The 15,445-nt window shown below is 64.0% G+C and carries 13 protein-coding genes; 3 read left to right on the forward strand and 10 right to left on the reverse strand.

What is annotated here, in order from left to right; genetic code table 11:
• Position 1: 1 nt before the first annotated feature.
• From folE to JFC13_RS14150, 4 genes are all read right to left on the reverse strand, one after another.
• On the reverse strand, positions 2-625 hold the full coding sequence (gene folE / locus JFC13_RS14135) for a GTP cyclohydrolase I FolE (protein WP_198397712.1): 624 nt from the start codon (positions 623-625) through the stop codon (positions 2-4).
• Positions 625-2,775: an ATP-dependent zinc metalloprotease FtsH gene (ftsH, locus tag JFC13_RS14140; RefSeq protein WP_198397713.1), complete on the reverse strand. Its 2,151-nt coding sequence runs from the start codon at positions 2,773-2,775 to the stop codon at positions 625-627. Before ftsH ends, folE begins: the two co-directional genes overlap by 1 nt.
• A 154-nt stretch (positions 2,776-2,929) precedes the next feature.
• Positions 2,930-3,481 carry a hypoxanthine phosphoribosyltransferase gene (gene hpt, locus JFC13_RS14145; RefSeq protein WP_198397714.1) on the reverse strand — a complete coding sequence of 184 codons (552 nt, stop codon included), beginning with the start codon at positions 3,479-3,481 and terminating at the stop codon, positions 2,930-2,932.
• A gap of 46 nt (positions 3,482-3,527) precedes the next feature.
• Positions 3,528-4,832 (reverse strand): MFS transporter, encoded by a 1,305-nt coding sequence (locus JFC13_RS14150; RefSeq protein WP_198397715.1) that lies wholly within the window; start codon positions 4,830-4,832, stop codon positions 3,528-3,530.
• Positions 4,833-4,974: 142 nt separating this feature from the next.
• Between JFC13_RS14150 and JFC13_RS14155 the strand changes: the two genes are divergently transcribed.
• Positions 4,975-6,246: an amidohydrolase family protein gene (locus tag JFC13_RS14155; RefSeq protein ID WP_198397716.1), complete on the forward strand. Its 1,272-nt coding sequence runs from the start codon at positions 4,975-4,977 to the stop codon at positions 6,244-6,246.
• Positions 6,247-6,308: 62 nt separating this feature from the next.
• On the opposite strand, the gene tilS is transcribed toward JFC13_RS14155, so the two are convergent.
• The 3 genes from tilS to dacB are packed head-to-tail and all read right to left on the reverse strand — an operon-like array spanning position 6,309 to position 9,800.
• The gene (gene tilS, locus JFC13_RS14160; RefSeq protein ID WP_332839423.1) at positions 6,309-7,334 is read right to left on the reverse strand and encodes a tRNA lysidine(34) synthetase TilS; all 1,026 of its coding nucleotides are present in this window, start codon (positions 7,332-7,334) and stop codon (positions 6,309-6,311) included.
• Positions 7,321-8,337, reverse strand: a complete 1,017-nt coding sequence (locus tag JFC13_RS14165; RefSeq protein WP_198397718.1) for a zinc-dependent metalloprotease — start codon at positions 8,335-8,337, stop codon at positions 7,321-7,323. The genes tilS and JFC13_RS14165 overlap by 14 nt, the downstream gene beginning before the upstream one ends.
• Positions 8,334-9,800 carry a D-alanyl-D-alanine carboxypeptidase/D-alanyl-D-alanine endopeptidase gene (gene dacB, locus JFC13_RS14170; protein WP_198397719.1) on the reverse strand — a complete coding sequence of 489 codons (1,467 nt, stop codon included), beginning with the start codon at positions 9,798-9,800 and terminating at the stop codon, positions 8,334-8,336. Before dacB ends, JFC13_RS14165 begins: the two co-directional genes overlap by 4 nt.
• Positions 9,801-9,912: 112 nt before the next feature.
• Here dacB and JFC13_RS14175 point away from each other — a divergent pair, with 112 nt between their 5' ends.
• Positions 9,913-10,398 carry an inorganic diphosphatase gene (locus JFC13_RS14175; protein ID WP_143922067.1) on the forward strand — a complete coding sequence of 162 codons (486 nt, stop codon included), beginning with the start codon at positions 9,913-9,915 and terminating at the stop codon, positions 10,396-10,398.
• A gap of 177 nt (positions 10,399-10,575) precedes the next feature.
• Positions 10,576-11,220, forward strand: coding sequence for a VOC family protein (locus JFC13_RS14180; RefSeq protein WP_198397720.1), 645 nt, complete (start codon positions 10,576-10,578; stop codon positions 11,218-11,220).
• A 135-nt stretch (positions 11,221-11,355) separates the two neighbouring features.
• Here the strand turns inward: JFC13_RS14180 and JFC13_RS14185 are convergent, their stop codons facing one another.
• The 3 genes from JFC13_RS14185 to JFC13_RS14195 all read right to left on the reverse strand — a co-directional run bounded on the left by JFC13_RS14185 (position 11,356) and on the right by JFC13_RS14195 (position 15,425).
• Positions 11,356-11,844 carry a GNAT family N-acetyltransferase gene (locus JFC13_RS14185; protein WP_232488635.1) on the reverse strand — a complete coding sequence of 163 codons (489 nt, stop codon included), beginning with the start codon at positions 11,842-11,844 and terminating at the stop codon, positions 11,356-11,358.
• Between the two features lie 214 nt (positions 11,845-12,058).
• The gene (locus JFC13_RS14190) at positions 12,059-14,533 is read right to left on the reverse strand and encodes a PhoX family protein (protein WP_198397721.1); all 2,475 of its coding nucleotides are present in this window, start codon (positions 14,531-14,533) and stop codon (positions 12,059-12,061) included.
• A gap of 130 nt (positions 14,534-14,663) precedes the next feature.
• Positions 14,664-15,425 (reverse strand): CPBP family intramembrane glutamic endopeptidase, encoded by a 762-nt coding sequence (locus tag JFC13_RS14195; protein WP_198397722.1) that lies wholly within the window; start codon positions 15,423-15,425, stop codon positions 14,664-14,666.
• Between the last annotated feature and the right edge of the window lie 20 nt (positions 15,426-15,445).

Consider the following 15,445-nt stretch of genomic DNA (forward strand, 5'->3'; position numbering starts at 1 on the left):
TCTATCTCCGGATGATCAGACTCATGGCTTCTGCTCGGGATGCCGTTTCGCGCAGCTGCCCGCGCACCGCCGAGGTGATGGTCGAGGCGCCCGGTTTCCGGACTCCCCGCATGGTCATGCACAGATGTTCGGCCTCGACGACGACGATCGCGCCCTGAGGCTCGAGGTGTTCGACGAGTGCGTCGGCGATCTGAGCCGTCAGCCGTTCCTGGACCTGGGGGCGACGAGCATAGATCTCGACGAGGCGGGCAAGCTTGGACAGTCCAGTGACTTTGCCGTTCTTACTCGGGATGTAGCCGATGTGGGCGACTCCGTGGAATGGCACCAGATGGTGTTCGCACATCGAATACAGGTCGATGTCTCGGACGAGGACCATTTCCTCGTGGCTGATGTCGAAGGTCACGCCCAGAACGTCGGCCGGGTCGCGGTGGATGCCGGCGAAGACCTCTTCGTAGGCACGAGCGACCCTGGCCGGGGTCTCCAGCAGTCCTTCTCGATCAGGATCTTCCCCGACGGCGATGAGGATCTCACGCACGGCGGCGGCGATCCGCGGCTGGTCGACCTTATTGCCGGTGCCAGCAGGCGCCTTGCCGAGGACCTCTGTCACCTCTTCGAGCTCTGACATCAGTAGCCGCTCTCCCCGCTGCCGTCGGTATTGCGTGGACTCGTCGGTCCGGATGGACCCGTCGGCCCGGATGGACCGGTCGGATCGTTGGGTTTGATCGGTCCCGTAGGGTTATGGGGCACGTGAGGTCCGTTCGCGCCCGTCGGTCCGGCGCCGGGAACGTCGGTGGTGTCGACCTCCGAGTTGCCGTTGCTCTTGCCGTTGCGGTCCCCGCTCAATGGTGCAGGCGGATCGATGGGGCCGCGTTCGGAGACCGGGCGTTCGTCATTGGCCAGCCACACATCGCGCGTGGGGCGTTTGACGATGGGGGTGAAGATCTCTGCCAGTGCCGCCTGATCAAGAGTCTCCCGCTCGAGCAGCTGGTAGGCGAGGTCGTCGAGGACGTCCCGGTTGTGCGTCAGCGCCCAGTAGGCGTCAGCATGGGCGGCGTCGATGATGTCGCGAACCTCGCTGTCGATCGAGGACAGTGTCGCATCGCCGTACTCGTCGCCTCCGCCGTAGCCGCGACCGGCGAAGGGCTCGCCCTGATCGTCTCCGATCTTGACCATCCCCAGCTTGTCGCTCATGCCGTACTGCGTGACCATCTTCCGGGCGATGTTCGTCGCCTTCTCGATGTCGTTGCTGGCACCGGTGGTGGGATCGTGGAAGACGACTTCTTCGGCCACGCGGCCACCCATGGCGTAAGCCATCTGGTCGAGCAGCTCGTTGCGGGTCGTGGAGTACTTGTCCTCACTCGGCAGGACCATGGTGTAGCCCAGGGCGCGGCCGCGGGGCAGGATAGTGACCTTGGTGACCGGGTCGGTCTGGTTCATCGCCGCGGCCACAAGTGCGTGTCCGCCCTCGTGATACGCGGTGATGAGGCGTTCCTTGTCGTTCATCAGGCGGGTCCGCTTCTGCGGTCCGGCGATGACGCGATCGATCGCCTCGTCGAGGATCCGGTTGTCGAGGACCGTCGCGCCCTCGCGAGCTGTCAGCAGAGCCGCCTCGTTGAGGACGTTGGCCAGGTCCGCACCTGAGAATCCGGGGGTGCGCTTGGCGATCTGGGCCAGATCGACGTCATCTGCCAGGGGCTTGCCCTCGGCGTGGACCTCGAGGATGTGCTGACGGCCCTTCATGTCCGGGGCCTCAACCGGGATCTGCCGATCGAAGCGGCCGGGGCGCAGAAGCGCCGGGTCGAGAACGTCGGGACGGTTTGTGGCCGCGATGAGGATGACGTTGGTCTTCACGTCGAAGCCGTCCATCTCGACGAGCAGCTGGTTGAGCGTCTGTTCGCGCTCGTCATGGCCGCCGCCCATGCCGGCTCCGCGCTGGCGACCGACGGCGTCGATCTCATCGATGAAGATGATGCAGGGAGCGTTCGTCTTAGCCTGCTCGAACAGGTCGCGCACACGGGAGGCGCCCACGCCGACGTACATCTCGACGAAGTCAGAGCCCGAGATCGAGTAGAAGGGCACACCGGCTTCACCGGCCACTGCCTTCGCCAGCAGGGTCTTACCGGTACCGGGCTGACCGTAGAGAAGGACGCCCTTGGGGATCTTGGCTCCCACAGCCTTGAACTTCTCCGGTTCGGCCAGGAACTCCTTGATCTCCTCGAGCTCTTCAAGAGCCTCGTCGACACCGGCGACGTCCTTGAAAGTGACGTCCGGGTTCTCCTTGTTGACGAGCTTCGCCTTGGACTTGCCGAAGTTCATCATCTTCCCGCCCGACATCTGCGAGATGAGGAACCAGAAGACAACGAAGATGATGACGAATGGGATCAGAGTTCCCAGCAGGGACATCAGCCAGCTCTGCTTGGGCACCTCGTCGGTGTATCCCTTGCTGGGCTCGGCCGAGTCCACGGCCTTGACGATCTGGTCCCCACGCTGCTCCACGTAGAAGAACTGAACCTTCTTGCCGAAGTCCTCGCCCTCGATCTTGAGATCGTCTTTCAAGGTCAGGTCGACGCGCTGATCCTTGTCGACGATCTTGGCCTGTTCGACCTTGTCGTCCTGGAGCAGTTCGAGGCCTTGCTGGGTGTCAATCTGGCTGAATCCGACTCGGCTGAAGAGCAGAGCACCGATAGACACTACGAGGAGTGCCAGAACGATCCAGACCAATGGGCCCTTCGTCGCCTTGTTGAGCAGTGGGCGACGCTTATTCGACTCGGCCATAAGTCCTCTCAGGAAAAAGATGTGGGCAACCTGTTCAGGCTACCGAGGCTGCCTGGGAACATCCCCCACAGCCTAATACCTCGCACTGACATAGCTCGAATGCACCCGGTTTTGTTCCCGGGTGCGGCAGGCACTCAGTCAATGCGCGGAACGCTCAGCTGTAGACGTGCTGAGCCAGGGTCGCGACGAACGGAACGTTGCGGTACTTCTCGGCATAGTCGAGTCCGTAGCCGATGACGAATTCGTTCGGAACGTCGAAGCCGATGTATTTGACGTCGATGTCGACCTTGACTGCCTCGGGCTTGCGCAGCATCGTGCAGATCTCAACGGTCGCCGCTCCACGCGAACGCAGGTTCTGAACCAGCCAGGACAGAGTCAGGCCCGAGTCGATGATGTCCTCGACGATCAGCACGTGCCGGTCGGAGAGGTCAGTGTCGAGATCCTTGAGGATGCGCACGACACCGGACGATTTGGTACCCGAACCGTAGGAGGAGACGGCCATCCAGTCCATGGTCACGGGCGAATGGATCGCGCGAGCCAGATCCGCCATGACCATGACAGCACCCTTGAGGACGCCGACGAGCAGAATGTCCTTGCCCTTGTAGTCTTCATCGATGGCGGCTGCCAGTTCAACGAGTCGTGTGGCTATCTGTTCTTCCGAGACAAGTACTTTTTCGATGTCATTGCCGAGATCGTTGATGTCCACAGGTGTCGAATCTCCTCGCTTGGGGTGGGTGTGTCTCCATTATGATTCACTTCTGCCCCGGCGTGCCACCACGGAGGTCGTTCGTGCTGCCACGGAGGTCTGATGCTGCGGCGCGAGAGCCCGGTGCTGCCAGCTCATCGTCGACTGTCCCCGGGGCGGCAGCAAGGTACCCGGTCACGCCCATGAGCGCCGAAACGCAGATCATGAACCCCAGCGGCACCGACCAGCCGCCGCTGAGTCCGAGGAGACCGCCGACGGCCAAGGGACCGATCGCGGCCAGCACATAGCCGCTGGACTGCACGAATGCCGAGGTCCGGGCAGTGATGGACACGGCCTGTGTGCGGCCCGTGATGAGCGCGAGCGCGGCAGGGAAGGCGAAGCCGCCATAGCCGAGGAGGATTGCCCACAGCACCGGCACGGTGGTGGGCATGAGGAGCAGTCCGAGGTAGCCGCACACGGCGCTGACGGAGAAGCTGACGAGGAAGAAGCGGGGCAGGATGCTGCGCATGATGATCTGCGGGGCAAGGAAGCCGCCGGGGATCCCACCGAGGGTGACGACCGTGAGCATGAGTCCGGCGAGGACCGGATCGATCCCCGCATCACGGTAGATCTGCGGCAGCCATCCGAACTGGACATAGGCGTTGACCGACTGCAGACCGAAGAACATCGCCATGTATCTGGCCTTGGCTGAGGTGAAGATATGTCGCCGAGGCGGGCCGGCCTCGTGCGTGTCCTGTTCGGGCTGATCCAGGTGGGGTACAGATCGGACGAGTCTGAGGATGATCCAAGTGATCAGTGCGCAGGCGGGCACGAGTGCCCAGATGCCCAGTCCCACCCGCCAGTTGTCGAAGTGGCCGGTGAGCGGTGCAGTGAGGAAGGCGGGGAACATCGCGCCCAGTCCCAGGGACACCGTGAAGGCCGTGGCGCCGAGGTTGGCTCGGTTGGGGAAGCGCGTTTTCACGTACACCGGCAGAATGACGTTTCCGATGGACATTCCGACCAGCGCGAGCACGGTCAGCCCGGCGAAGCCGACCCAGTTGTCGACGAGGACCCGGGCGCCCACTCCGACCGCGATCAGCACGCAGGTCATCGCCAGCGAGCTGAAGAGTCCGATCTTCTTGAGCACGGGTACGGCGATGAACCCGCAGATTGCGAAGATCAGGCCGGGAAGTGCTGTGAGCAGGCCCGTCTGCCATTCGACCAGGGCGTAGGCGCCTTGGACTTCGGAGAGGACGGGGCCCAGGGACGATGCGGCCGGTCGCAGGGAGCAGGCGATGAGGATGAGGCCCACGAGTGCCAGCACGTCGAGTCCCCGACCCGTACGATGGCCGTATTCGGGCTGAGAGGTCATGGGCTCATCCTTTCAGACGCTGTGCTCGCTCGGTCCGGGGGCCCGCACTCGTTGTGGACCCGTACCCGCCGGGGCCCGTACCCGAACCACATAACGGTATACCATTTGGAGATCACATGCCCTCCTACTGTCAAGGACGACGATGACCACTCTGAGAAATGTTCGCCTCTTTCCCCGCACCGCCGATGCCCAGACCGTTGATGTCGAGATCGACAACGGACGGTTCACCTCGTTCACGCCGGCCGCCTCGGCGCAGGCGATCGGCCGCACCAATGCCGCCGGCGCCGAAAGCGCCGATGGGTCCGACATCATCGATGGGGCTGGGCGAGCGCTGCTGCCCAGCCTCGGCGACGTCCATGCCCATCTCGATTCGAACCGGATGGGCCAGACGTTCCGTCCCCACACTGCCGACGGAACGCTGCACGGCTTCATCATGAACGATCGGGAGAACTGGCGGCAGGGCGAGCGCAGCGTCCGTGATCAGGCGGCCTTCGTGATCGCAGAGATCGTCTCCTCCGGCGGTACGCGCATCCGCTCACATACCCAGATCGACGCCGACTGCGGTCTCGAGCGCTTCAGCGGCGTCCGGGATGCACTGGCCGATCACGCTGGGGTCCTCGACTCTCAGATCGTGGCCTTCCCGCAGGCCGGAATCGTGCGTGAAAAGGGTGTCAGGGATCTTCTCGACCTGGCCTTGAGCGAGGGCGCTGATCTGGTCGGAGGACTCGATCCGCTCCAATATGATCGCGATCCGGTCGCGCATCTCGACGTCGTCTTCGGGCTTGCGGAGAAGCACGGCAAAGGCATCGACATCCATCTGCATGAGCGCGGCAGCGCAGGCGTGTTCACGTTCGAGGAGATCGCCCACCGCACGAAGACTCTCGGCATGGAGGGGAAGGTGACGATCTCACACGCCTTCGCCCTGAGTTCCAACCCTGCACCAGAGGTCGAACGGATCATCGAACTCGTCGCCGAGGCGGGCATCTCTCTGACGACGGTGGCACCGCAGAACGGCGTCCTGCCGCAGCGCAGTCTGCGTGAGAATCGGGTGGCTGTGGGTCTCGGCGAGGACGGTCAGCGTGATTACTGGAGTCCCTACGGTGACGGTGACCTGCTGCGGCGGACCTGGCAGCTGGCATTCACGAATGGGCATCGCCTGGATGCGGACATCGAGGCCTGCTTGGACATCGCCTCCCGAGGTGGGGCGCAGGTGATGGCCGGCGCCCGACCGGACGGAACCGCACTGGTCGATGATGCCCGCTTCGGTCTGGGCATCGGTGCTCCGGCGGACTTCATGCTGCTCGAGGCCGATACGGTCACCTCGGCGATCATGGACTGCCCAGCCGATCGCGACGTCTTCAAGAACGGCGAGCTGGTGGCCACCGGCGGCCGCCTGGTCGACGGCGAGGCCTGAGCCCGACGATCGAAGACGGAGCTCGACGACCGAATTCCACGCCCAACCACAGTGGGCTGCAGTCAGCCGGTCTTCGCCTCGCGACGGAAGCACAGGAGCTGCCTGGTGATGATCACTTCGGTGTCACCGGGAAGCGACAGACGAGCATGTGGGCGATCCGAGGTCCCAGGTTCGCGAATCCGGGCGCACAGTTGGGCCACGCGGGCGGCGCCGAAGCTCTGTGCGGGCACGTCGAGGGAGATCAGCCACTCGCGGACGACGCGGGAGAGGATCGCATCCTCCATTCCTGCCAGTTCGGCCAACGGCACCTCGGTGCGTCCGCGTACGGTGGCGGCGGAGGTCTCGGCGAGCTCGTCGAGGCAGTCGGCATCGGCACGGCACAGCTCGGCGGTGCGGGCCAGATTCGCGGTGACAGGCTGGCCCAGGTCGGCTTCCAGGGTGGCCAGCAGGGCGCGGGCGCGGACCCGGGCGAAGGAATCGTCGGCGTTCATCGGGTCATCCCAGACTTCGATGCCCTGAGCCCGGCACGAAGCGACGTTGGTCGCCCGTTCGATGTCGAGCAGGGGACGCACCACGGTGCCGGTGCGCAGAGCCATTCCAGCCAGGGATCTCGTGCCCGAACCTCGCATCAGTCCCAGCAGCACCGTCTCCGCCTGGTCGCTGCGGGTGTGCGCGGTCAGCACCCACTCGGCCCCCTGCACTTCCCGGGCGGCTTCAAGTGCGCCGTAGCGGGCATCGCGGGCGGCGGCTTCGAGGCCCTCATCGCCGGCTGCGACGGTGATGGTGGCGACCTCGGCGGGCACACCCCAGGATTCGGCGATGGAGACGACCCGGCGGGCCACCTCGGCGGTCGAGGACTGCAGACCATGGTCGACGGTCACGGCCTGCGCATGCAGCTCCCCACGTCGGTGGAGGAAGGCGCAGGCGTGCAGCAGCGCCATCGAATCCGCTCCCCCGGAGACCGCGACGATGATGTTGGGCCGGGAGCTGCCCAACTGGGCCAAGGCTTCACGGACACTGTTGCGGATCGCCCCGCTGGCCGGATCGAGGCTCGGTCGCCGAGGTGGTCGCGCCTCAGCCGTGGACACGGTCCAACCACAGGCTCGGGGTGTGGATCTCCTCGCTCCTCGGCAGGTTCTCCGGTTCGGCATAGATGGCGGAGAAACCGGTCTGGCCGACTTCCTTGCGGATGGCGCGGACGAACGTGGCGCCGTCACGGTACTGGGCGAGTTTGAGGTTCATGCCCAGCAGGTTCGACAGGAATCCGCCCTGACCGGCGTCGCGGCGGGCTTCGAACTTGCGTCGCAGCTTCCGCACGCTCGGGATCACTTCGATGCCGACCTCGTCCATGACCACGTCGGCGTGCCCCTCGAGCAGGCTGAGGATCGCCGTCGCCTCGTCGAGGGCGCTGCGCATCCCCTCGTCCCTGATCAGATCGACCATGCTCGCATCGCCCTTGATGATCCGGCCCACAGTGGAGAAGACGTCAGCGAGACCGCTGATCCCCGGTGCCTTGAGCGGAGTCGCGACGACTTGAGACAGAAGAGAGCGCATATGCTCACGCAGCCAGGGCGCGGTGGCGAACTGCACCTGGTGCGTGGCTTCGTGCAGGGCCACCCACATGCGAAAGTCGCGCGGCTTGACGCTCATCGCCTCTTCGGCGATGAGGACAGCCGGGGCGACGAACATCAGCCGGCCCGTGTCCACCGCAAAGGGGTCGAATTGGCCCAGAACTCGAGTCGACAGCAGAGAGAGCACGCCTGCCAGTTCCACGGCGGCTGCTTTCGCGGCTCCCGGACTGACCGGGGTGGGCAGGGAGTCCGCGTCGACCATGCCGTTGAGCGACTGCGCATTGGCCTTGATCCAGCCGATCTGATCGAGCACGAGCACGGAACCGGCGCCCAGGCGACTGCGCACGTCATCGGCATGGGCAGGGTCGAGGAGGAACGAGTCGACGACGAGTTCCTGAGCCGTCAGCGCATTGTCCTTGAGCCCGGCGACCAGCGCGTCGAGTTCATCGGTGTCGGGCATACGCGCTGCGGGGACGAGTTCCCGGGCTGTGCGGGCGGCGAACTTCTCATCGACGATCATCGGCAGCCGCAATCCGCGAGTGCTGCGACGATATCGTCAACTGTCTTCCTGGCTTCCAAAATTTTGTCCTTGTCCACATCGTCGATCTGCAGGGTGAAGACGAGATAGCGTCCATCGGCATCGAGCACCCCTCCTGCCAGTGAGGTCACGGTCGACAGTGTCCCCGTCTTCGCGTGCACCGTCCCGGCTGCGGTCTTATCTTTGGTGAATCTGTCCGTGAGCGTGCCGGTCAGTCCGCCCACTGGCATATAGCTGATGAGGCTGGCGAGCGAATCGTCGGCGACGACCGATGCCTGCAGGATCGTCGTCAGGTCGTGCGGACTGATCTGGTTGTCATAGGACAGGCCCGAGGTGTCCTCGAGGTGGGTCTTGCCCAGGTCCACGGAATCGGACAGGGCCGCAAGAACAGCCTTCGGCCCCGCTTCCAGGCTGCCCGGCTCGCCCTGGGCGATGGCGACCTCATTGCCGAGGACTTCGGCGACGACGTTGTCACTGTGCACGAGTGCGTATTCCACGATTTCGGAGATCGTGGCCGACTCCACCCCCGCCAGCTCGGTGGTGTCGGAATCACCGTCGGTCTTCGCATCCTCACCCGTCTCAGCGGCAGGTTTCGGGGTGTCGGTGACCGTGATCCCGGCCGCCTTGAGTTCTTTGGAGAAAACGGCGAAGGCGTCCTTGGCCGGGTGCTCGCTGCGGCCCCGCCACTCCTTGTCTTTGCTGCCGACATAACCGGTGTCGATCATCAGCGGCTGGATCGGGGTGATGACGCCCTTGGCGATATCGGCACGCTCCCATCCGGGGCTGAAGTCCTCGCCCGTGTACCGGGAGGTGTCCAAGTCAAGGGCCACCTCGGCAACGTTCTGGCTCTTGAGTGACTCGGCGGTCTGCTGCGCCAGCGTCGTCAGGCCCGCGTGACCGTTCACGGCACCCGGCTGCGACTCCCCCGCACCCAGCAGTGAGTCACCGCCGCCTGTCAGCGTCACCGTCGAAGTGGACGGGTCGAATGCCGTGGTCGTTCTCAGTCTCGTCTCGCCGCCGATGCTCAGCAGCGCCGCCGAGGCGGTGAGGACCTTCGTCACCGAGGCCGGGGTGCGAGGCCTGTTCTCGTTCTCGGCGTAGAGGATGTCATCGCTGAGCCCGTCGCGGATCTCGATCCCGAAGCCCTTGACCTTGGCATCAGAGAGGATCTTGTCCACTGTGTCGGGGATCTTGGTGGGCACGGGTGCGGAATCATCCAGCGCCGAGGCGGGGGCAGGCATGTTCTTCCCCTGTGCGTGAGGTGCGGGGACCGCCTGGACCTCGACGGCGGGGTCGGTGGTCAGGATTCCCGGGAGTTCGGGGAAGACATCGTAGGCGTCGATAGCTGCGATGCCGGCCAGCACGATGGCGAGGCTGCCTGCGGTGATGCCGGCGACAGCCTTCTTCGACCGCTTCTGCCTCTTCCGTTCCGGGGTCTGGTTCAAGCGCGGGCTCTCATTCTCATTGCCATCGTCCTCGCCGTAGCCGTTGTGGTTGTCGTTCGTGGGGACTTGTAAGCTCTATTCTAGTGATGCAACCCTAGCTTGAAGGAGCACTATGGAACTCTTGGCCACAATCGAGATCCCGCGCGGATCGCGCAACAAGTACGAGGTCGATCATGAGACAGGTCGAGTCAAGCTCGACCGCTACCTCTACACCTCGATGCAGTACCCCGCTGACTACGGCTTCTTCGAGGACACTCTGGGCAACGACGGGGACCCGCTCGACGTTCTCGTGCTGTTGCCCGAACCTCTCTTCCCCGGCGTCCTCATCGATGTGCGTCCCATCGGCATGTTCAAGATGGAAGACGAAGCAGGCGGCGACGACAAGGTCCTCGGCGTCACGGCCGGCGATCCTCGCTGGGAGAGCTACCAGGACATCGGCGACGTCGACCAGTTCACCCTCGACTCGATCGAGCACTTCTTCACTCGTTACAAGGATCTTGAGCCGGGCAAGTTCGTCAAGGGCTCCAGCTGGGTCGGCCGCGCTGAGGCTGAGGCCGAGGTCGAGGCTTCGATCAAGCGCTTCAAAGACTCTCACTGAGTTCACCCTCACCGAGGCGGTGTGAAGCATCGCCTCACCCGTGATCAGAGACCGCCCGGACCTCGCCTTCCGGGCGGTCTCTGCATTCATCAGACGAGTCGCTGCCGCACCTGGCACGACCCACTAGTTAGGTGAACCTAATGAGAAGTGTGAGCCAGGTTATGCGATTGTCGAGACATGAAACTCGATCATGTGTCATTCGCCAGCGAACCAGACGGGTACAAAGCCACTGCCGAGCGCATCTCGGAGAAGCTCGGCGTGGTTCCCTACGACGGTGGTGTGCATCCTCGATTCGGTACCAGAAATCTGATCTTCCCTCTCGCGAACGGTCATTACCTCGAAGTCGTCGAAGCCTTGGAGCACCCGGCCGCGTTGTCAACACCCTTCGGCCAGGCAGTGCGAGCTCGCTCCGAGCTCGGCGGCGGCTGGATGGGCTGGTGCGTTTCGGTCGATGACCTCGCCGGAGTGGAGACTCGTCTCGAACGCAAAGCCGTCGACGGAAACCGCACCCCGGAATCAGGCCTGGAACTCAAATGGCTGCAGATCGGAATCAAGGGGCTCATCGCCGACCCTCAGCTTCCGTTCTTCATCAAGTGGGCAGCCGACTCGTCTCAGCATCCTTCGTCCTACAAGACCAATGGCGATGTCGCCATCGACACCCTGCAGATCGCCGGGGATCGTGACCGACTCCGCGACTGGCTGGGGACCCAGGATCCCAAGCCCATCCCGGAGATCCACATCGACTGGTCGGCGCCGCACGGCACCCCCGGCATCATGTCGATCAGCTTCGACACCGCCAAGAACGGCCTCGTCACCATCTGAGTCGCCGAGTAGGTCGTACCGTTCGGCGCTCGCCGCTGTTCGACACTGGCAAGATGGAGCCAGACGGTTGGCAGCAGAGTACTGACACAGCACCACGTTGAGGCCAGCACACCGGTTCGGTGTGCTGGCCTCGTTCTACACCAGGAACCCGGTCCACCGTGTCTCCCCGTCGACGACAACGTCGGACTCAGTCATGCCGAGCCGCTCGGCGATTCGCTGCGACGCCTCGTGATCTGGATGAAAGTGAGCGATGATCTGTTCGACTCCGCGGGTGCGAAGGTCGTCGGTGAGAAGCAACGCGGCCCGACCTGCGTACCCGAGCCCCTGCCACGGGCGACCGATCACCCAGGAGATCTCCGCGGATCGCTGATCGGCCGGGAGGGTCGCCTGGACGAATCCGACAGCTTGCTGGTCATCCCCGACGGTGACGATGTCATTCAGCCTCATCTCGCTCCGGTCGGCAGGCCCACCGCGATTCTGAATGACATAGAGCCTCTTGAGGTCAGCTTCGCTGGGCGGTTGCCCGCCTGTGTACCGGTAGAGGACAGGATGTGAGAGAACGACCGCCATCTCGGCTGCGTCCCCGACACACAGAGGACGGAGGGTGACGGCCTCGTTCATCATGCCAGCCAACCATCTCCCTCCGAGGCGAGCAAGAGGGGCCTATACGTGCTCTGCACACCGTGGTTCGTTGAGGGTCCGCGCTCTACGAGCGGGTAGCGACGGTGACAGCTGCATCGCCCTACGCCACCGGTTCACGCTTAAGTGGACGTTTTGGGCTGAATACAATCGGAATTGTCAGCCCAAAACGTCCACTTAAGCTGGAGTGGCCGCGGAGTCAGACCTCCGCAGAGCCCTCTGTGAGGTCTTCGGCACTCTCTGCTGCCTTTTTCTTGCGCATGTGCGCGGCCGTTGCCATGGCACCGCCTGCGGCAAGCAGGCCGGCACCTCCGCCGAGCAGCGGCAGAGTGCTGTCGTTGCCGGTCCGCGGCAGGTCACCGCCGCCACCGGAGCCCGAGCCTCCTGATCCGGAGCCGCCGTTCGCGCCGGCCTCACTTGCGCCGGCTGCTCCGGCCGCAGCAGCTGCATCCTTCGCGCCGTCCTGCGATCCGCTCTTCGATCCCTCGGACGAGGAGGTTCCATCGCCGCCGTCGGACGCGCCGCCGTCAGCCCCGTCGCTGCCATCAGACGAGGTGTCTTCGTTTCCTTCGGCGTCAGCGTCTTGGTCTGCGTCCTTCGGGTCCTCTGTCGGAGGGTCGGTGGGCTCTTCGCCGCTGCCCTTGATCACCTGGACCACTGTTGGGCGGGGAAGCGCGGCCACGCCCTTGTCGACATCCGTGGTGTCGACGTAGTCGGGGAACTGCGAGTGCTGGTCCGACCATACGCCGTCCTCACCGGGGTGCTGGACGGCCACGAACGCCGAGTTATAGGAGTCGTGGATGAGTGGTCCGCAGACCTCACCTTCACGAGGGACTGAGAGGAACTGCTCGACGCGTCCGCGCTCCTCACCTTCGATGGTGACCTTGAATAGACCGTCGCAGTAGCCGATGCCATCGGGGGCACCGTCGGTGGAGATCCACAGGTTGCCTGCGGAGTCGAAAGTGACATTGTCGGGACAGGAGATAGGCGAGACCTGGTCTTCGGGGAAACCTGAGAAGTAGGTTGTGTCGCCCTGCTTCGGGTCACCGCAGACCAGCAGAAGAGTCCAGTCAAATTCGGTGCCGGTGTGGTCGCCGCTGCGTTCGGTCAGTTCCACGATGTGTCCGTCTCGGTTCTCGGTGCGCGGGTTCGCCTCATCGGCCACGGCCTTGCCGTCCACGCCACGATCCGAGTTGTTCGTGCACGCGACGTAGATCTTCCCGTTGACGGGGTTGGGCTCGACGTCCTCGCAGCGGTCCATCTTCGTGGGACCGACCTTGTCGGCTGCCAGCCGGGTGTTGACGAGCACCTCTTCGACGGCCATGCCTGAGACCTGCGATTTGCCGTCCTTGATCAGCGGCAGCCACTGTCCGCTGCCATCGAACTCGCCGTCGGCCGGAACGTCGCCGCTGCCATCGATCTCACCCTTCGGGGAGTTGCCCGTGAACTTCGCGACGAACAGGTCACCCTCGGTCAGCAGGGTCATGTTGTGGGACAGGTCGCCCTCGACGTACTTCCCCTTGGACACGAACTTGTAGAGGTAGTCGAATTTCTCATCGTCGCCCATGTACGCAACGGCCTGACCTGAGTCGGCGATCGTGATGTTGGCGCCCTCATGCTTGAGGCGCCCCAAATTGGTGTGCTTGAGCGGTGTCGATTCGGGGTCGCGCGGGTCGACCTCGACGATCCAGCCGAATCGGTTCGCCTCGTTGGCGTAGCCGGAGTTGTTCGTGTCGAATCGCTGCAGGTCCTCTTCCCAGCCATTTGCCGAGGCTTCGCTGCTCAGACCGTAGCGTTTGTCAGCCGCCGAGGTGCCCTGCGCCTTGAAGTAGGAGTTGAAGTTCTCCTCACCGGAGACCAGAGTGCCCCACGGGGTCAGGCCTCCCGAGCAGTTGCCCAGGGTTCCCTGAGCCTTGTCGCCGTTGGGGTAGTCCCTCGTCCGAAGCAGGTCGGAGCCGGCTGCCGGTCCGGTGAATTCGTATTCGGTGTCGATGAGGAAGCGGCGGTTGTTTGCGCCGTTGACGTCGACCTTCCACGGGGTCTTCTCATTGGTTCGGACCAGTTCGGCAACTGTCAGCCCGTGTGCGTCGCGGCTGATGGCGCGCTGAGTGGCCTTGTCCATGCTGTCGGGGTACATGATCGCATCGTTCGTGTACTCCTGGTTCGAGAACAGGAGGGCGCGGTTGCCGTCTCCGCTCTCGTCGACCTGGATCTCGAGGTAGTCGTTGTTGTACCCGAACTGGCGGCGCTGCGATTCGACGCTCTGATTCTCAGGGTCGAACTTCGGTGCGTCAGCGAACAGGGGGTCGCCCCAGCGAACGACGGGGTGCCAGGAGTAGCCCTCAGGGACGATGAACTTATCGACCTCGTGCTGGACCGGGTCGATCGCGGTGAAGTCGAGGCTGCCTCCTGTGCCTGCTGCTGCGGCCGCGGCTGCGCGTGTGGTCGGGCTCGGTCCGGTCGTGACTGCGATGGCCAATGCTCCTGCCGCCGACGCGCCCAACACTGCCCTGCGGGACAGCTGCGCTCCGACGATGTCGCGGAAGTAGCTGTTGGACGAGGTGTTGCAGATCGCCTTCGTGCACGCGTTGTCGCATTTGAGCGCGCATGTCACGGGGCTGCGCTTGCCACGGACGTGGCTGGCCATGGGCAGAAGTTCACGTAGGGGTGCCATCGGTTCAGTTGTCTCCTCGGGTCGTGTCCGTCGGCCCTGGCTCACGAAACTGAGTCGGGCTCACCAAATTGAGACTTTCAGGGTCAGTTGGACCCAGAACTACGGTTCGATGAACTGCGTGTGAACCAGTTCAGCCGATGTCGACGAGACTGAGGATTCCCGGTGCCAGGAAACCCACGGCATCGATGATGAAATGCGCCCACACCAGCGGCATCAGCCTGCCCCGACGCATGAAGTACCACCCGAAGATGATGCCCATGGCGACGTTGCCGATGAATGGCCCGATGCCCTGGTACAGGTGGTAGCTGGCACGGAAGACGGCCAGGCTGATGATGATCGGCCACATCCCGTAGCCCAGGCGCTGGAGCCGTTCGGCCCCGAAGCCGAAGATGATGACCTCTTCGACGATGCCGTTCTTCACCGCCGCCAGAATGAGCACGGGAATGGTCCACCAATGATCGCCGAGGTTGGCCGGCTGGATCTCGGCCGTGATCCCCAGTGCCCTACCGCCCGCATAGACGGCGAGGGTGCCGATGCCGATGATGGTGAAGATGAGCGTTCCGCGGCCGAGGTCCTTTCCGTACTGGCCGTTCACGCCCAGCCGTGTGCTCAGGGGCGCGGCATTCGGGTCGCGAGTCAGCAGGTAGAGGGCCAGGAGCACTGGCACGAGGGTGAACCCGATGTCGAGGATCTGGTAGACGAGGTCGAATCCGGGTCGCGGCGACATCGAGGTGTTGAGCTTCGCTTGGGCGTCGCTGATCGGACCGCGGGTGGTGATGTCGGCCAACCGTACGATCGCATAGACCGCCGATTGGCCCAGCGAGAGTGCCGCAACGAGACCGAGCTCGAACCACAGGCGCTTCTTCTCCTGTGGTTCGAGCTCGCTTCTCATGGATCCCACTGTAGTGGGCG

Origin of the sequence: Brevibacterium antiquum, from assembly GCF_016107655.1 — a bacterium.
GTDB classification, from domain to species: Bacteria; Actinomycetota; Actinomycetes; order Actinomycetales; family Brevibacteriaceae; genus Brevibacterium; species Brevibacterium antiquum.

What these genes read in the sequence shown, in the direction of transcription:
- folE (WP_198397712.1), bottom strand. Translation starts at nt 625, where the DNA reads ATGTCAGAGCTCGAAGAGGTGACAGAGGTCCTCGGCAAGGCGCCTGCT.
- ftsH (WP_198397713.1), bottom strand. Translation starts at nt 2,775, where the DNA reads ATGGCCGAGTCGAATAAGCGTCGCCCACTGCTCAACAAGGCGACGAAG.
- JFC13_RS14150 (WP_198397715.1), bottom strand. Translation starts at nt 4,832, where the DNA reads ATGACCTCTCAGCCCGAATACGGCCATCGTACGGGTCGGGGACTCGAC.
- JFC13_RS14155 (WP_198397716.1), top strand. Translation starts at nt 4,975, where the DNA reads ATGACCACTCTGAGAAATGTTCGCCTCTTTCCCCGCACCGCCGATGCC.
- JFC13_RS14165 (WP_198397718.1), bottom strand. Translation starts at nt 8,337, where the DNA reads ATGATCGTCGATGAGAAGTTCGCCGCCCGCACAGCCCGGGAACTCGTC.
- JFC13_RS14175 (WP_143922067.1), top strand. Translation starts at nt 9,913, where the DNA reads ATGGAACTCTTGGCCACAATCGAGATCCCGCGCGGATCGCGCAACAAG.
- JFC13_RS14180 (WP_198397720.1), top strand. Translation starts at nt 10,576, where the DNA reads ATGAAACTCGATCATGTGTCATTCGCCAGCGAACCAGACGGGTACAAA.
- JFC13_RS14185 (WP_232488635.1), bottom strand. Translation starts at nt 11,844, where the DNA reads ATGATGAACGAGGCCGTCACCCTCCGTCCTCTGTGTGTCGGGGACGCA.
- JFC13_RS14190 (WP_198397721.1), bottom strand. Translation starts at nt 14,533, where the DNA reads ATGGCACCCCTACGTGAACTTCTGCCCATGGCCAGCCACGTCCGTGGC.
- JFC13_RS14195 (WP_198397722.1), bottom strand. Translation starts at nt 15,425, where the DNA reads ATGAGAAGCGAGCTCGAACCACAGGAGAAGAAGCGCCTGTGGTTCGAG.